This window comes from Hyphomicrobium sp. (genome assembly GCF_051860585.1).
Classification (GTDB): Bacteria; Pseudomonadota; Alphaproteobacteria; order Rhizobiales; family Hyphomicrobiaceae; genus Hyphomicrobium_C.
This window is the reverse complement of the sequence record NZ_JBHYDS010000005.1, coordinates 23,377-39,523: the sequence shown is the minus strand read 5'-3', so window position 1 is coordinate 39,523 and position 16,147 is coordinate 23,377. Positions and strand designations below refer to the sequence as shown.

Here is a 16,147-nt window from a genome sequence, read left to right as displayed (position 1 = left end):
GCCGTGGACGAACGGATGACGGCGAGCGGATGACAGAGCCGCGTTTGTCGTCGCGACTGCGCAGCCATCGGACAGACACCGTCACGGCGGGCCGTCGATCGCCGGTGTCGCGGTACTTACGGAACAGAGCAGGGTCTCTCGGAGTTGAACGGGTCCAACACCATGGGAGGACATATCATGGCAAGCCCCTATTCGGACTCTCTCGGCAACGCCTCCGAAGACGCCGGCCGCGCCGCCGGCTACGCCGACCAGGCCGTCAACGCGGCGAAGGATGCAGCAGCCGAGGCCGCTGATCGGATCACGACGATGGCCAAGGACGCGATGGATAACCCGGAGCGGTTCGCGCGCGACTCCTACAACAGCGTCACCCGCTACACGCAGGAGAAGCCGCTCGAAGCGCTGGCCATCGCAGCCGGCGTGGCCTTCGTCATCGGCGCTCTTTGGAAGAAGTAAAGGCCGCGCCGCCCGTCCGCATGAAAACAGCGAGATTTTCGCAGCGTCCGGTTGTGCTCCCCACCGCTTGATCGCGGAACGCTCAATGCGTTCCGCGATTTTCCGATCACGTCAGAAAAATACGGCTTCAGGCCGTTGCAAAGCGTGGCGAATTAAACGTCCGCCGCCGTTAAAAGAATTCACCGTCTGTGACCGCGGATGTCGCACTGCGCTCAAAAATCTCGCGCTGCACTCAGAAAATTGGGGATAGATTCGGCTCGCCCAAGATGATTTAGTATTTTCAGCAGCGTTTGGTCTTGGTCAGTCACGGCTGCAGGAAGTGACTGTCGAATGGGACTGCGGGTTCACAAGCCCGCTCCTGATGGGCGCGATGGCGTCCTGGAGGTACCCACTCATGACGATCCCCTCGAACTATCGTATCCTTGTCGTCGATGCCCCGACGACGCGTGCGTGCAATCTCCGCGAAGCTTTGGTGCGCGCAGGCGCCAAGGTTCACGTGGTGAGCACGCCTGGGGCAGCGCTGATGTTGATCAACAGGCTGAGCATCCACACGGCGTTCGTTGCTTACGACATGGGCGTCGCGATGAATGAATTCTGTGCTGCGCTGACCGAGCGAAATATTCCCTACATCCTGACCGGATCGTCCGCCGAGATGCCAACCGCAAAGCAGTGTGCGTTGGAACTGGCGGCCTAACCCTCTTCATCAGAAAATCTGAACGCGTCGCGGCCTGAATGCGCCGCGGCCGTATCGTGGCGGAGTATCAGGCTCCGCCATCGCCGTTTCAAGCCTGGCGCGTCGTTTGGCGTAGACGCCGTGAGAGCGTGCCGATGCAGCATGCCGCGAAACATCCCGCGAGGCCGTCTTTTCGTTGCAGTGGACCGGCCTCGCCCGAGCTGGCGGGGGCAGGTTGCCAGGGCTGGCCGAAGTAGGGTCGGCTCGGCGTCTGCCCATGGCTGAGTATTGGCGGCGGTAGCCGGCCGGGGTATCGATCGGACTCCGAGCACGCCATCGGCGGCTTGCGGCCGCCCGCGACGTTGCTCGGACTCTCTTATGCTTTCCGCTTCTTGCGAGCGGCGTACTTTGCGTCGCGAATGGCCTTCTGTTCGGCGGCGCGAGCCACTTCCAGATCGGCCATTTCCCGCTCGTCGCGCTTTTTCTGTTCGGCGCGTGCGGCGATGTCCAAGGCCTGCTGCTCGGCAAGTTCCTTCGCGGTCTGCGCCTTCTCGATCGCACGAGCCTCGCGAGCTTCCACGATCGCCTGGCGCTGCGCTCTGCGCTCGATCTCGGCCGGGTCATCCGGCGAGGGCCGCGCGGCTTTCGAAAGCATGGCCTTCTTCGCCTCCGCGGCAGTCTTAAGCCGGTCGCTCAAGTTGTCCTTAAAGTCTCTCATGAAGCTCCATAGAGTGGTTGGGCAATAGAAGGCGTACTCCTAGCCCGCGCGCGGCGTGCTGGAAAGCATTTGATGGGAAATGTCACTCGGCGATCTGCCGCACTTACAAAGCCAAGCCTGCCCCGATTGAGCTGAGAGGGCGGATGCGCGCGCAAAGACAAGCGCTTTTGGGTTGTGCGCGAATGTATCGAGCGTTCACTGCTCACCGGGACCTGGATCTCGCCCCGGTTGCCTCACCCTTGGATTCAGCAGGGTGCGCCGAAAATCAGCCTTTGCTGCGTGCGGCGGGCATGTCGCGCATCACGTCGTTCTCCGTGAGCAGCTTCTCGAAGTAGGCGACGGTGCGTTTCAAGCCGTCGCGCAGGGGCACCGTCGGCTCCCACCCCAGCCGATCCTTCGCAATCGAGATGTTCGGCTGGCGCTGCAGGGGATCGTCCTGTGGAAGGGGCAGGAACACCAGCTTGGACTTGGAGCCCGTCATCGCGATCGTGAGCTCTGCGAGTTCCTTGATCGTGAACTCTCCCGGATTGCCGAGATTGACCGGCCCGGTGACGTCGCGGGGCGACTGCATCAGCCGGACGAAGCCCTCGATCAGATCGTCCACGTAGCAGAACGATCGCGTCTGGCTGCCGTCACCGTAGATGGTGATCGGTTCGCCTTTGAGAGACTGGACGACGAAGTTCGACACCACCCGGCCGTCGTTGGGGTGCATGCGCGGACCGTAGGTGTTGAAGATCCGCGCGACCTTGATGTCGAGCTTATGCTGCCGGTAATAGTCGAAGAACAGCGTCTCCGCGCATCGCTTTCCTTCATCGTAGCAGGATCGCGGGCCGATCGGATTGACGTTGCCCCAATAGTCTTCCGTTTGCGGATGCACCGACGGGCTCCCGTAAACTTCCGACGTCGATGCCTGGAAGATGCGGCACTTGAGGCGCTTGGCGAGGCCGAGCATGTTGATCGCGCCGTGCACGCTCGTCTTTGTCGTCTGCACCGGGTCATGCTGATAGTGGATCGGCGAGGCCGGGCAGGCCAGATTGTAGATCTCGTCGACCTCGATATAGAGCGGGAAGGTCACGTCGTGACGCAGCAACTCGAAGCGCGGCTCACCAAGGAGGTGCTCGATATTCTTCTTCCGGCCCGTGAAGAAGTTATCGAGGCAGATGACGTCATGGCCATCCGCAATCAGGCGATCGCAGAGATGAGACCCGACGAAGCCGGCTCCGCCGGTGACCAGGATAGTTCGGCGAGACATGGTTTTGATCGCGAGGTTGTTTGCCCTGAGTGGAGAACGTTAACACGGGTTTTGTCCGTTGTCGGCGTAGCCCCTCATTGAGATTAATACGGCATTTGAGCTTTAGGCGCGGTGGGCAGAATAGTCAGGCCCGGCCCAAATGTGCAGTCGGCCCCCCGCCGGTTCGAGTCGCAAGACGCTAAAACGGGCTACCTACAACCCACCGCCGACCTGTGGCCGCGATGCAATCCTCGCCCGCGATTGCGGGCCCGAGGGCAAAGCCTTCCGTCGGCTGCATTCCGGCTCTGGTAGGCTGTGTGCATCCGATTCTCCGGGGAGCATCGACATGGCAGGCCGACGTCTATCGCTTTTCGCAGCGCTCATGGCCGCGACGCTGGGCCAGGGATGCGCGCACCAGTCGCCCGAGCCTTACGCCGCAAATCGCGAAGTTGTCGATATCGCCGGCGAGCATCCACACCTCAACCGGGCGTCGAGCTTCTGCACGCAGCACGAAATCCTGTGTATCCTTGGGGGCATAGCGGTATTCGGCGGCACGGTCGCCGCGCTGCGGGATTGATCCCGGACACACTCTAAAACGCTTGATAAGGCGCCCTCAGCGGAGCCGTGCGCTGGCGCGCGGCCTCGTTCATGCGCGGCTGCCGTTCTAGGCGGCGGGTTCGCGCGCCCGGCTCGCCCTCCGAATTGATCCGCGAAATGCATTCAAAAATCGTGCGCATTGAGGGGCGCAATGCGAATTCGGAAAAGCAATCAAGCGCACGTCAGGAAAATGTAATTTAAAGAAACCCATGCGCCGTCGTTTTGGGCGAGTGCTGCCCGATTTCAGGGCGATTACCTGTTATCATTTGCAATCATAATGTGAGTCTTACCCCGGTAAGCGGTAACGATCCGAACTGGAGAGGACTGGAAAGAAAGTGGCGACTGTCTCTCGCGATGATCCCGACGACGCGCGCCGGGAATTGACGGGAACGGCGAAAGTTGCCGCGCTTCTGCTTGCAATGAACAAGCAACATGCCAGCCGTTTACTGAAATATTTCGACGAAGACGAAGTGAAGATCATCGCCCAGGCCGCGAACGATCTCGGCAAGGTCAGCAAGGAAATTGTCGACGCTCTGATCGAAGAGTTTGCGCACGATCTCAAGCATGGCGCGGACCTCACCGCGACAACCGAGAAGATCCACGGGCTTCTCGAGGGCGTTCTCAGCCCGGACCAGATCGCGGCGCTCCTCGCGCAGACCGGGACCAAATCCGCTCATGCCGTTTGGCAGCAGCTGCCGAAAATTTCACAAACGGTGCTGACGCAATATTTGATGAAAGAACATCCGCAGGTCATCGCACTTGTTCTTTCCCGCGCCGAGCCGCTTATATCCGCAGCGCTTTTAAAACTGTTGCCGCGATCCGTTTCGAAAGAGGTGGTAGCGCGAATGCTCGCGATCAGACCGGTTTCCGAGCGTGCATATGTTTTGCTGGAAATCTCGTTCCTCCAGGACCTGCTCATTAACCGGCGGCGGGATTCCGATCTCTCGCCGCACACGCGCATGGCGGAGCTCATGAACAAGATGGACCGCAAGCTCATGGACGAATGCCTGCAGGCGATCGGCGTCTACAATGAAAAAGATGCAGAGCTCATTCGCCAGCAACTCTTCACATTCGATGATCTTGGAAGGCTGACCGAGGCCTCGTTGGTAACGGTCTTCGACCAGATAGCGGCCGATGTCGTCGTGAGGGCCCTGCACGGCATCCCGAAGCCGATGCAGGAGCAGATCCTGCAAGCCGTTCCAAGCCGCGCACGCCGCGCCATCGAAGCAGATCTCACCGATGGCCCGGCGGTCAAACCGCGCGAGGCCATGAAGGCGCAACGCGCCATCGCGGACATCGCTCTCGATATGGTCGAGCGCGGCATCATCGAATTCCAGGGCAACGAGGCCGACGAAGCCGAAGGCTAGGCGCCCAGAGCGCCATTACCGTCCGTCTCGTGCACGCGCGAGCGATGCGTCTAGGCCGATGGTGAAGTTTTAGGAAGACGCACAGTCGCGCAGCGGTTCGGCTACGGCTGCCCGCTCGTGAAGTTGCGTGAAGCCCGCGTTCCTGCAGGAACAGCGGAGTCCAAATCCCTTCCGTATACGTGTCCTTGCCGGTTCACTTGGGGTGGTCTGGCGGGAAACACAAAGGAGCCTTCACATGTTGAAGACGTCACTTCTGAGCCTTGCCGTCGCCACCGCACTGCTCACGTCCGCTCCGACTTTTTCATCGCCAGCAGAAGCTGGATCGTTGCGCAAGGCCGCGAAGATCGGTGCGACTGTGATCGTCACCGGCTTGGTCATCCGCTGCGGTGTCAGAACGGTCAGCGGAAGATCCTGTCTCTAAGCCTGTCGATCTCCTTCGCAAGGCGAGTGCCGTCGCTCGCCTTGCGCCGCTTGGACAAGGCTGGAAATGACCGCCCTGTGGAATGTCGACGACGATGCGTAAATTGACGTTCGGTCCCGCGCGGACGGATTGACTATCCTGCGCGCAAGGGGAATGCGCCAACTCGATCACTGGAGCGGCGAACGGCATTCGACATTTTTTGGAATGAGTTTTACGCGGCGCACGCCTGATCGGCAGAAGCTGCGGTAAGGCTGGAAAGGGATGGTGGGTGATCACAGGCTCGAACTGTGGACCCGCTGATTAAGAGTCAGCTGCTCTACCAACTGAGCTAATCACCCATCCAAAAAACTGACGTCGTTTGGTTTCGACGCAGCGCCGGCACTTGAGGGGTCAACGACCTGCAAGGACAGCAATGGGGCCCCGAACGAGTGCTCTAGGGCCCCAATGCGGTTCGTCTACCACCGGCTGGTGCACCTGTCTAGTCGGTTGTCCGGCCGAAGTGCGGTTTTCCGGAACCCCGAATGAACAAGCGCCGCCGTTCAGCCGATTTGCTCGGCTTTGGCGGTTTTTTGCCGCTTCACCATCAGCTTGTTGAGGGCCGCCACGTACGCGCGCGCCGAGGCCACCATCGTGTCGGTGTCTGCGCCGCGGCCGGTCACGACACGCCCGTCCTCGGCCAGACGGACAGACACCTCGGCTTGGGCGTCGGTGCCCTCCGTCACGGCCTGCACCTGGTAGAGTTCGAGCTTCGCCGTGTGCGGCACCAGCATCCGGATGGCCGCGAAGGTGGCGTCCACCGGGCCATTGCCGTTGGCGTGCACGGTCTGCTGCGCCCCGTCCACGTCGAGCGTGAGGGTTGCCGACTGCGGACCACTGGTGCCCGCGATGACCTGCAGAGCCACCACACGCATGCGGTCGTGCGCGTGCGCGATCTCTTCGTCGACCAGCGCCTCGATGTCTTCATCGTAGACGTGCTTCTTGCGGTCCGCGAGCGACTTGAAGCGGTTAAACGCGTCCTCGAACGCGTTCTCGCCCAATTCGTAGCCGAGCTCGCGCAGCTTGGTGCGGAAGGCGTTGCGGCCCGAATGCTTGCCCATCACCAGCGACGTCTTGCCGACGCCGACCGATTCCGGCGTCATGATCTCATAGGTCTGCTGATGCTTGAGCATGCCGTCCTGATGGATGCCGCTCTCGTGCGCAAACGCGTTCCGTCCGACGATCGCCTTGTTGTACTGCACGGGGAAGTTCGTCACGGCCGAGACGAGCTTCGACGCGCGCGCCAGCATCGTCGACTCGATGCCCGTATGGAACGGGAGCGCGTCGGCGCGCGTGCGCACCGCCATGACGATCTCCTCGAGCGCCGCATTTCCGGCGCGCTCGCCGATGCCGTTGATCGTGCATTCGATCTGCCGCGCGCCCGCCGCCAACGCCGCCAGCGAGTTGGCGACCGCGAGCCCGAGGTCGTTGTGGCAGTGGGTCGAGAACACGGCCTTGTCGGAGTTCGCGACCCGTTCCCGCACGGCCCGGAACATGGCGGCATACTCTTCCGGCGTGGCATAGCCGACGGTATCGGGCAGGTTGATCGTGGTCGCGCCGGCCTTGATGGCGGCATCGACGCACTGGCAGAGATAGTCGATGCCCGTTCGCGTGGCGTCCATCGCGCTCCACTCGACGTCCTCGACGAGATTGCGCGCGCGCGCCACCGTGGCCGAGATGATGTCCAGCACTTCGGCTTCGGACTTGCGCATCTGGTGCGCGAGGTGGATCGGCGAGGTCGAGACGAACGTGTGGATGCGCCCGCGCTGGGCATGACGCACAGCCTCGCCCGCGCGATCGATATCGGCGTTGATGGCTCGCGCCAGCCCGGCGATCGTGGCCCGCTTCACGCGCTTCGAAATCGCCGACACGGCCTCGAAGTCGCCGTCGGACGCAATCGGAAATCCGGCCTCGATGATGTCGACGCCCATGCTGTCGAGGCAGTCGGCAACCTCGAGCTTTTCCTCGAACGTCATGGTCGCGCCTGGGCACTGCTCGCCGTCGCGCAAGGTGGTGTCGAAAATGACGACGCGGTCGGAATGAGCGTCAGCGGTTTGGTTCGTCATTGCGAAATGGTCCTTCCTCGGGGGCCGGCCCTATCGGCTTGAAGCGCGTCAAGCGGGCGCCGGCGGTCAATCCTATCAGCGGTTGGTCGCGGATCCCCTGAGCACCTGCCCGGCCGTGGCCGGGCCCCCGGTTCTCAGGGGCTGATAAGGAGGAGGTTCAGGAGGCTGGGGGCGAGCGCGAGTCCGCGGCCGCGCGCTGCGAAGCGGGCGGTCAACAGGTCGGATCGGGCGGCCTTGCAGCTCATGGTGCGCGGTTTCCGGGTGCGCGGATGGACGACTAATCCTTTGACACATACGCGAATCCGCCCCCCGGACGCAAGGGGGCGGCCGGTTTCGGGCGCCAACCGCAACGAAATGGCGCAATTTGCGTGTCGGTTGGCGTGGCCCCCGTTCGTCCTGGGGCAGAGGCGGGCCGGGCAGCGGCCGCCTGGGATACTTTTAGCAACTGGAGGACATGGTCGTGGCCAGGGCAACCGTCAAATCGAAGCCGGAACCGAAGAATGGCGCGCCTAAGAAGGAGGCCGGCACGCACCTCAACCGCATGCCCGCCGTCACACCCCACCTCGTCGTCGCTGGCGCCGCCAAGGCCATCGACTTTTACAAGAAGGCATTCGGCGCGAAGGAACTCATGCGCCTCGAAGGGCCGGACGGCATGATGTGGCACGGCTGTATCGAAATACTCGGATCACCCGTGATGCTGGTCGATGAGTTTCCCACGATGGGATCGCTGGGCCCCAAGGCGATGAAAGGCACGCCCGTCACCATCCACCTGAACGTCCCCGACGCCGATGCCTTCGTCGCGCACGCCGTGAAAGCGGGCGCGACGTTGAAGATGGCCGTTGCCGAGGCATTCTGGGGCGATCGCTACGGTCAGATCGAGGACCCGTTCGGGCACCGCTGGTCCGTCGCGACGCACGTCCGCGATCTGACGATCGACGAAATCAAAGCGGCGATGCCGACGCAGTCGGACTGCGGTGACCAACCATCCGCCGGTTAAACGCGCAGAACGCCGATGCGCGCGCAACTGATCTGCAAATCAGGAGGGGACCAGGCCAGTGCCCGATCCCCTTCTGTGAGTGACCAGATAAGGTATGAGTTGGTCACCAGGTGAGGTGCGTCTTCAGCAGCACGACGCGCCCTTCGCCGTAGGCGCAAACGTCTTGACCTTGACACGAGGCGACATAGCTTTCGTCTGCAAGGTTCGTCACGTTGAGGTCGATACCCCAGTTGTCGTTGAACTCGTAACCGATCTTGGCATCGAACAGCGTCACGTCGGGAACCTTCAGCGTGTTCAGCCGATCCGCATAAGACGATCCGATGTAGCGAACACCGCCGCCGATGATGATGCCGTCGAGCGCGCCGCCGCGCACCTTGTAGTCGAACGACGCCGAAGCCAGCACTTCGGGCACGACGAACGGGCGCTTGCCGACGAACGCCGGATTGAAATCCTTCGTCACCTCGAGGTCGTAGGCCGTGAATGCACCCGTGACCTTCAGGTTTTCGGTGAGGTTGGCGCGGGCTTCCAGTTCAAGGCCGCGCGAACGCACCTCACCGACCTGGATTTGCGTGAAGGGAGAATTGTTGGTCAGCACGTTCTGGCGCGTAAGATCGAACAGCGCCGCGGTGAAGATGCCGTCGAAGAACTTCGGCACGTACTTCACGCCGACTTCATACTGCTCGCCGGTCTCGGGAACATACAAATTCCCGGTCAACGGGTCAGTTCCGATCACAGGATTGAAGAACGTCGCCACGCTTGCATAGGGCGTCACGCCGTTTGCGAACGTGTACCCGATGCCTGCGCGTCCTGAAGCCTGGCTATCGTTGCCCGAAAGATCGGGCGGCGTGCCGAAGAGGGGCGAGTAGAAGTTCGGGCGGTTGTCCGCCTCGGTCCACACCCAGTCATAACGGCCGTTGAGGGTGACGATCCATCCGCCGCCGAACCGCATCTGCTCCTGCAGGTAAACGCCGAGCTGCTCTTGGGTGAGATCCTGGTTCAGGTAGGAAGCAAGAGGTGGTTGCGGCAGTCCATAGATTGGGTTCACCACGTTGATCGGAGTAGCGCCCGCTCCCAACGCCGGATCAAACAGACCCGATGACTGAACCTGGTCGATGTTGAAGTACTTGTAATCGACGCCCGCGAGCAACGTGTGGTTCACGGCGCCGGTCGAAAACTTGAGCTCAGCCTGATTGTCGATAAGCGCGGTAGCCACGGACGTGTCGTGGTCGAAATACACCCGCGCGAGCCAGGGCTGACCGAGCGTGAGATCGTAACCATTGCCGTACAGCAGAGACTCGCTGATGTCCGCGGCAGCGAAGCGCGCGTTCTGGCGCAGCGTAAGCCCGCTGTTGACCTTGTGCTCCAGCTCGTAGCCGATCGCGCCTTGTTCGCGATCGTAGTCGTCCAATCCCGGCTCAGTGAAGTTCGCGTCGCGACGGATACGGCCGAATGACGCCGGCTTGACCGTTCCGAAGTATGGGAGGAACGCGCCGCCGCCGTGGTTCTCGTCGATGTTCGTGTAGTTGGCGAGCAAGGTCAGTCGGGTCTGATCGTCATGCCATGCAATCGTAGGCGAAATCGTCCCGCGGAACCCGTCCTGGAAATCGCTGTAGGTCTCGCCGCCCGCAATCCGCCCCGTCACGCGGTAATCGACCGACGAGCTTGCCTTGTCGCCGATGTCGAAGCCGAGGTAGGCGTTACCCGCATCGTTGATGCCGGTCTCGAGATAGCGGATCCGCTCGCCGTCCGGATGCTTGCTCACGTAGTTCACGATGCCGCCGGGATTGCTGCCACCGTAAAGAACGGAAGCCGCACCCTTGAGAACCTCGATCCTCTCGAGATTGAAGGAGTCGATGTAAAAGGCGCCGAAAGCGAAGCTGTAGTTCTGCAAGCCGTCTTGATAAATGCCCGTCTGGGTCGCATCGAAACCGCGAATGAACAGCCAGTTGGTGTCGCTATCCGTACCAAACGGCTGGGTGAAAACACCCGCCGTATAGCGCAGCGCTTCGTCCACTTTCTGCGCTCCGCGGTCGTCGATTTCCTGCCGGCCAACGACGGAGACCGACTGCGGGATGTCTTGGATCGGCGTGTTGCTCTTCGAGCCGACGCTCGTGTTTTTCGCGACATAGCCATTCACCGGCCCGATGGCGCTCTGCATTCCGCTTTCGCGGGGCTCGGGTGCAGGCAACGGCTGCGGAGAAGCCTGTTGCACCGGCGCGGCGGTGGTCTTCGTGACTGCCTTCTTCTTCGCGGCTTTCTGCGCTTTGGCAGTGACCTCAAGTGGCGGAAGCGATTCAGCCGGTGCGGGTTCGGCTTTCTTCGGCGCGGCGTCTTGGGCAATCGCCCAACCCGTTGGGTCGCTTATCGCCAAAACCACCAACGCGGATCGCAGACCTTTGCCAATGACCACGGAACACCCCCTTACAGTACGACAGTAAAACTACGTACTCTAAGTTTCCAAAAAAAGTCAGCAAATAGCAGGGAACGACATGTGACGATCGTATGAATTACGAAGGGATGTGGCGTGCCCGTTACACCGGTGACTGGTCAGCGAAAGAGATTGACGAAATCAATCGATCGGGATCACGCATCGTGCCCTCGCAGTCCGCACCGGCGGGCGTGTTTGCCCAGAGACCCGCGGGAGATGCGCCTTGCCTGAAAACGCAGGCGCCTGTGACCGGATGTGTCGGACGGCTAATTTTTGGCAAGCGGAAGCGCCCTAGACGGTGAGCGTTCCATCGCTTACGCGCACCGCGTCTCCGCCGATGCGAACCGAGGTCAACTTGCCGCCTGTCATGACGATCGTGAGGGCGATCTGGCTCGGCCGGCCCATTTCGTAACCCTGCTCGACGATGCGTTTGTGCGTGCCATCCGGCAGGCGGTCGAACAACTGCACGAGCCCCGTTAATCCCACGGCCGCCGAGCCCGTCGCCGCATCCTCCGGAATGCCCACTTGCGGCGCGAACATGCGCGCGTGGAAGGCGCTTCCATTGTGCTCGCACTGACGCGTGTAAAGATAGACGCCGACCACGCCCTGCTCTTCGAATGCGCGTTCCCAGTGCCCGGCGTTGACGCGCGCCCGCCGGATCGCTTCCAGGGTCGCGACGGGCACGAAGGCGAACGTATTGCCCGCCGCGAAGCAGAGCGGCTTGTGGTTCTCGAAACCGATTTCGCTGGGAATGAGTCCCAGCCCCGCGGCGATGAGGTCGACGGGCGGGAGCATGCCGGCCTCGGCGGGAAGCTTCGGCGCGTCGAATTCGGCGAATGCCGCGGCACCCGGTCTCGTCCGCACGCCCACGCGCACGGTGCCGATGGCCTGCTCGAGCACGATGAGCGCGTCCTGCTCGCCGTTGTGAAGCGGCGCGTTGAGCTCCGCGAGCAACGTGGCGGTGCCGATGGTCGGATGCCCGGCGAACGGCACTTCGCTGTGCGGCGTGAAGATGCGCATCTTGGCCGAGTGCGCCGGGCGCTCGGACGACTGCACGAAAACCGTCTCCGACAGATTGAACTCGCGCGCGATGGCCTGCATCTGCGTATCGGCGAGGCCATCGGCGTCGAGCACGACAGCAAGCGGGTTCCCGGCGAAGCGGCGATCGGTGAACACGTCGAGCGTGTGAAATTTGAGCGTCGCCATCGTGCCTCTCGGAGCAGGCGGGCCATGGATCATGGCGGCGCCATAGGATTGAGCGGCCGCACTCTGCCCCATTCGGCCCGGCCCTCCAAGTGGTCGCGTGCCTCAGGCGAGGCTTTTCAAGACCGGGAGATTGGCGATCAGTGTGCGCGTGTAGTCGGGCATGGCGATCTGGGCCGTATCCGCACCAGGAGCGAGAAGCCGGGCGCTTGCCAGCTCCGCCGTCGCGTCAGCGGCGATGTGACGGTCGATGAAGGCCATCAGATCCGTGTCCGCGAGCCGGGTTTCGAACGATACGCCGATCGAGAGCACCGGCCCGGTGAGCGTCACGACATAGCCAGGTCGGCGCTGCAACTGATCCAGCCCGAGACCCAGTTCCTCGTCGATCTCGCGGCGAACGCTATGGTCGATGTCGATGGCGCCGTCCGCGGTCACGTCGCTGGCGTCGATGAATCCGCTCGGCGGATACCAAAGCCCGCCATTGAGATGTCCGTCGCACTGTTGGCCGAGCAGCAGCTTTCCATCTGCCGAAAAAATCAACGCCGAGCCGAACGCATCCATCACCGTGCGGTCCGGCCAGCCGCGCTCCCGCCAGAAAAGAAAGCTCTTGAAATCCGTGCGCACGAAGCGCGCATCGAGGCAGCGGTCAGCGGTCACCTCATAGCTGGCGAGGACCATCACAGCTCCATCGAAGAAGCTCGGCTTCTCTCGCTTGCGGGCCATCCAATGGGCGTTGATCGCCTCTCTGGCCTCGAGCGCAAACACCCACGGCTGGTCGCTCGTGGTTAACCGGACCGACGCGACGTCGAACACCCGCTTGTCGTCGTCACGCCACACGTGCAGCTCTCCCTTAGCCCTGATGGGTGCCCTTGCCGGACAAGGCTCCGCCCCAATTACAAGGCATTAAAGAGCCTGCCTCATACTCTGCCATGCCACGCCCGCGATAGGCTATGGTTCCCCACGGAGTTTTCCGGGGGGCGACGCCCATGTGCTAGAGAGTTGGAAAGCACGGGTCGAACGAATGCCGCGGGTCAACACAATCAGCTTCGCAGGAGACGGCGCATGCGTCGCCGGATGGCGTGCCGCATGTGTGGCGGCGCGCGCCTGCGCAGCCGTGCTGGCCGCCACGCTCCTGTCCGTGATCCTGGCTGGCTGCGCCACCATCGAAAGATTGCCGGCTGTTCCGCTTTCCATGGGACACGACATCCGTCCCCTCGATATCCCCTATGGTCGCTTTTATTACGATGGCGATCCGGCGGAGCTGCGCGCGCTTGCCCACGAGGTGATCGCGAAATCGCGCGCCACGCGCGGCGAGTCGAGTGACAAGGCAGGAACCCGGGGCGCGGCGACATTCCTTGCCATTTCCGGCGGCGGCGACGACGGCGCATTCGGCGCCGGCCTCCTGGTCGGATGGACCGCCCACGGCGATCGACCGGAATTCAGTGTCGTGACCGGCATCAGCACCGGCGCGCTTTCGGCGCCATTCGCGTTCCTCGGTCCCGACTACGATCACGCGTTGAAAAGCGTGTACACCGAAACGTCGGCGTCCGACATTTTCAGCGACGAGAACCCGGTCGTCTCCATCCTCTCCGGCGATTCCGCGGCCGATACGACACCCCTCAAGAATCTCATTGCGAAATTCATCGACGAGCAGACGATCCGGCGCATCGCGCAGGAGTATGAAAAGGGGCGTTTGCTGCTTGTTGCGACGACGAACCTCGATCAGGCGCGATCCGTGATCTGGAATATCGGCGCCATCGCCCAAAGCACCGATCCGCGTGCGCGCGCCTTGATCATCGAGGTCTTGCGCGCCTCCGCGTCCATTCCGGGCGCGTTTCCGCCCGTCATGCTGGATGTCACCGTGGACGGCAAACACTACGAGGAGATGCACGTCGACGGCGGCGCAATGACCCAGATGTTCCTCTATCCCCCGTCGCTTCGCCTGAAACAGGTGGAGAAAAAGACAACGGCGAAGAAGGACGTCGCCTACATCGTTCGCAACGGACGCCTCTTCCGTCCCGAGCAGCAGGTCAAGCGCCAGACGCTCGCCATCGCCGGCCAGGCCATCGCGACGATGACGGCAGCCAACGGCATGAACGACCTCTATCGCATCTACCTGACGACCGAGCGGGATGGCGTCGACTATAACCTCATCTACCTGGACGACGAGTTCAACGTTCCTTACGAAGGTCCCTTCAACAAGATCTACATGAACACCCTGTTCGAGTTCGGCTATCGCAAGGGCGCGGCCGGTATCGCTTGGCATAAGCAGCCGCCCGGCTACGAGAAGTAGCGCGGCTCACGCATCGGAAGAGACACGTGACAGAGAGCACTGAAGGCCAGGCGCGCCGGCTCTATTTCGAAGACCTCGAGATCGGCCGCCGATTCCAAACGGGCTCCGTGGTCGTCGAGCGCGACGCCATCAAGCGCTTCGCAGCCGACTTCGACCCGCAGCCCTTCCACCTCGACGAGCGCGCCGCCGAAGGCACTTTTTTCGGCGGACTTGTCGCCAGCGGATGGCACACCGCGGCAATCACGATGCGCCTCCTGGTCACCAGTGGGTTGCCGATTGCGGGCGGCGTGATCGGCGCGGGCGGCGAGATGGTCTGGCCGAAGCCCGTCTATCCGGACGACGAACTGACCGTCGGCGTTGAGGTCGTGGCGTCGAAGCGCTCCGCGTCCCGGCCGGACCGGGGGCTGGTGACGGTCCGCAGCGAGACCCGCAATCAGAACGGCGAGATCGTGCAGGTCATGACGGCCCGTCTCGTCGTTCCAGCCCGTGACGGCGCCGGCGCCGGCACCGGCTAACGCCAGGAATTGCAGCACGTTTCGGGGGCGAGGATGCGAACCCGAGTGTTACACAATAGCATCAGGGTCACTTATGACCGATCACGGAAAATACGATTGGCCGGGGGCGGCGGGGCCGGATACCTTCAAGCTCATAAAGGGGCAGGACAATTGATCTCGCCTTTAACATTAGGAGAAACGCCATGAAGACCTGGATGAAGCCCTCGGTTCGCGAGCAGGAAGTCGGCCTCGAGGTTACCTCGTATCTGCCGGCTGAGATCGACATCATCTAAGTCGATTAGCTTTGGTAATCGAGCGGCGGTCGCAGAAGCGGCCGCCGTTTTGTTTTCTAGCCCCGCTCACGCTCCAGGCGTGAAACTTGCCCGATCACGCCTTCGGCGTGAAACTAGCAAACAGCTTGCGTACCGGCACCGTGCTCGACCAGCCGGCGGTGGCGCCGTTGGGCACGAAGCACGTGTCCCCCGCGACGAATGTCTCCGCCCGCCCATGTCCGTCCGACAGTGTCATCTCGCCGTCGACCACATGCATCAGCTCGTGGCGTGCGGACACGACCGGCTGTCGCGTGTAAGGCGTCGCCGACCAGATGCCGGCCCAGAGCTGTCCCGTCAGATCCGTGAACGCGACGCTCTCGTGGCAGACCGGGGCCGGCCCAACCAGCAACGAAGCGGGCGGTCCTTCGGAGGGCGTGAGCGCTGCGCCGAAATCGATCTTGCGCGCCTTGAGCGCCGTTGGGTCCGCCGCGCTCAGGCCCGAGCTGTCGGAATGGATGACGAAGAACTTCTTGAGATCGACCTCCTGCCGCCACGAGCAAAGGGTGCCCTTCGGAATGAAGAACGCCTCGCCCTTCGAGACGGTGATCGAAGAGCCATCCGCGTGATCGATCGTGACGGCGCCGTCCAGCAGAACCATCACCTCGTTCGTTGACCACGCATCCATGCGGCCCGTCATCGGCGTGCAATGCCAGACGCCGACCATCAAGCCGGTGTCCGCGTCGTCGAGCCAGAGGCGGCCATGCTGTTGTCCTGTGCCTGCGACCAATTCGTCACCGGGCATCGCGCCCCAATCTTCCAGATCACCTGCGCCATCCCAAGCGAGGCGCACGAAGCGTGTCATCTTGATCTCCTGTAAGCCTCTGCGGTTGAGGCGCTT

Annotated in this window: 16 protein-coding genes and 1 tRNA gene; 8 read left to right on the top strand and 9 right to left on the bottom strand. The window is 62.4% G+C overall.

The annotated features are described in order from the left end of the window. Positions 1-177: 177 nt before the first annotated feature. Both ACTIFK_RS09380 and ACTIFK_RS09375 read left to right on the top strand, forming a co-directional pair. A complete protein-coding gene (locus ACTIFK_RS09380) occupies positions 178-453 on the top strand; it encodes a glycine zipper domain-containing protein (RefSeq protein ID WP_439542804.1) in 276 nt (91 codons plus the stop codon). Positions 454-847: 394 nt separating this feature from the next. After that, positions 848-1,147: a hypothetical protein gene (locus tag ACTIFK_RS09375; protein ID WP_439542803.1), complete on the top strand. Its 300-nt coding sequence runs from the start codon at positions 848-850 to the stop codon at positions 1,145-1,147. A gap of 355 nt (positions 1,148-1,502) precedes the next feature. Here the strand turns inward: ACTIFK_RS09375 and ACTIFK_RS09370 are convergent, their stop codons facing one another. Both ACTIFK_RS09370 and ACTIFK_RS09365 read right to left on the bottom strand, forming a co-directional pair. Continuing rightward, positions 1,503-1,844, bottom strand: coding sequence for a DUF6481 family protein (locus tag ACTIFK_RS09370; RefSeq protein WP_439542802.1), 342 nt, complete (start codon positions 1,842-1,844; stop codon positions 1,503-1,505). A 265-nt stretch (positions 1,845-2,109) separates the two neighbouring features. Further along, positions 2,110-3,096 carry a UDP-glucuronic acid decarboxylase family protein gene (locus ACTIFK_RS09365; RefSeq protein ID WP_439542801.1) on the bottom strand — a complete coding sequence of 329 codons (987 nt, stop codon included), beginning with the start codon at positions 3,094-3,096 and terminating at the stop codon, positions 2,110-2,112. A 325-nt stretch (positions 3,097-3,421) separates the two neighbouring features. Here ACTIFK_RS09365 and ACTIFK_RS09360 point away from each other — a divergent pair, with 325 nt between their 5' ends. Then, positions 3,422-3,652, top strand: coding sequence for a hypothetical protein (locus tag ACTIFK_RS09360; RefSeq protein ID WP_439542800.1), 231 nt, complete (start codon positions 3,422-3,424; stop codon positions 3,650-3,652). Between the two features lie 400 nt (positions 3,653-4,052). Beyond that, on the top strand, positions 4,053-5,039 hold the full coding sequence (locus ACTIFK_RS09355; RefSeq protein WP_439542799.1) for a flagellar motor switch protein FliG: 987 nt from the start codon (positions 4,053-4,055) through the stop codon (positions 5,037-5,039). A 231-nt stretch (positions 5,040-5,270) separates the two neighbouring features. On the opposite strand, the gene ACTIFK_RS09350 is transcribed toward ACTIFK_RS09355, so the two are convergent. The 3 genes from ACTIFK_RS09350 to ACTIFK_RS09340 form a co-directional block, all read right to left on the bottom strand. Next, entirely contained in the window at positions 5,271-5,417 is a 147-nt protein-coding gene (locus ACTIFK_RS09350; protein ID WP_439542798.1) for a hypothetical protein, read from the bottom strand. Between the two features lie 305 nt (positions 5,418-5,722). Then, positions 5,723-5,798 (bottom strand) — tRNA-Lys (locus tag ACTIFK_RS09345). Between the two features lie 201 nt (positions 5,799-5,999). Next, positions 6,000-7,562 carry a 2-isopropylmalate synthase gene (locus tag ACTIFK_RS09340; RefSeq protein WP_439542797.1) on the bottom strand — a complete coding sequence of 521 codons (1,563 nt, stop codon included), beginning with the start codon at positions 7,560-7,562 and terminating at the stop codon, positions 6,000-6,002. A gap of 460 nt (positions 7,563-8,022) precedes the next feature. Here ACTIFK_RS09340 and ACTIFK_RS09335 point away from each other — a divergent pair, with 460 nt between their 5' ends. After that, positions 8,023-8,559 carry a VOC family protein gene (locus tag ACTIFK_RS09335; RefSeq protein ID WP_439542796.1) on the top strand — a complete coding sequence of 179 codons (537 nt, stop codon included), beginning with the start codon at positions 8,023-8,025 and terminating at the stop codon, positions 8,557-8,559. A gap of 103 nt (positions 8,560-8,662) precedes the next feature. On the opposite strand, the gene ACTIFK_RS09330 is transcribed toward ACTIFK_RS09335, so the two are convergent. The 3 genes from ACTIFK_RS09330 to ACTIFK_RS09320 all read right to left on the bottom strand — a co-directional run bounded on the left by ACTIFK_RS09330 (position 8,663) and on the right by ACTIFK_RS09320 (position 13,027). Next, on the bottom strand, positions 8,663-10,717 hold the full coding sequence (locus ACTIFK_RS09330; RefSeq protein ID WP_439542795.1) for a TonB-dependent siderophore receptor: 2,055 nt from the start codon (positions 10,715-10,717) through the stop codon (positions 8,663-8,665). Between the two features lie 561 nt (positions 10,718-11,278). After that, positions 11,279-12,226 (bottom strand): PhzF family phenazine biosynthesis protein, encoded by a 948-nt coding sequence (locus tag ACTIFK_RS09325; RefSeq protein WP_439543072.1) that lies wholly within the window; start codon positions 12,224-12,226, stop codon positions 11,279-11,281. A 69-nt stretch (positions 12,227-12,295) separates the two neighbouring features. After that, positions 12,296-13,027 (bottom strand): NUDIX hydrolase, encoded by a 732-nt coding sequence (locus tag ACTIFK_RS09320; RefSeq protein WP_439542794.1) that lies wholly within the window; start codon positions 13,025-13,027, stop codon positions 12,296-12,298. 184 nt (positions 13,028-13,211) lie between these two features. Between ACTIFK_RS09320 and ACTIFK_RS09315 the strand changes: the two genes are divergently transcribed. From ACTIFK_RS09315 to pqqA, 3 genes are all read left to right on the top strand, one after another. Next, complete coding sequence (locus ACTIFK_RS09315; protein ID WP_439542793.1) at positions 13,212-14,483, top strand: patatin-like phospholipase family protein; 1,272 nt, start codon at positions 13,212-13,214, stop codon at positions 14,481-14,483. A 26-nt stretch (positions 14,484-14,509) separates the two neighbouring features. Continuing rightward, positions 14,510-14,998, top strand: coding sequence for a MaoC family dehydratase (locus tag ACTIFK_RS09310; protein WP_439542792.1), 489 nt, complete (start codon positions 14,510-14,512; stop codon positions 14,996-14,998). A 182-nt stretch (positions 14,999-15,180) separates the two neighbouring features. Next, a complete protein-coding gene (gene pqqA / locus ACTIFK_RS09305; protein ID WP_020087993.1) occupies positions 15,181-15,270 on the top strand; it encodes a pyrroloquinoline quinone precursor peptide PqqA in 90 nt (29 codons plus the stop codon). Between the two features lie 94 nt (positions 15,271-15,364). On the opposite strand, the gene ACTIFK_RS09300 is transcribed toward pqqA, so the two are convergent. Beyond that, complete coding sequence (locus tag ACTIFK_RS09300; RefSeq protein WP_439542791.1) at positions 15,365-16,111, bottom strand: cupin domain-containing protein; 747 nt, start codon at positions 16,109-16,111, stop codon at positions 15,365-15,367. Positions 16,112-16,147 lie beyond the last annotated feature (36 nt).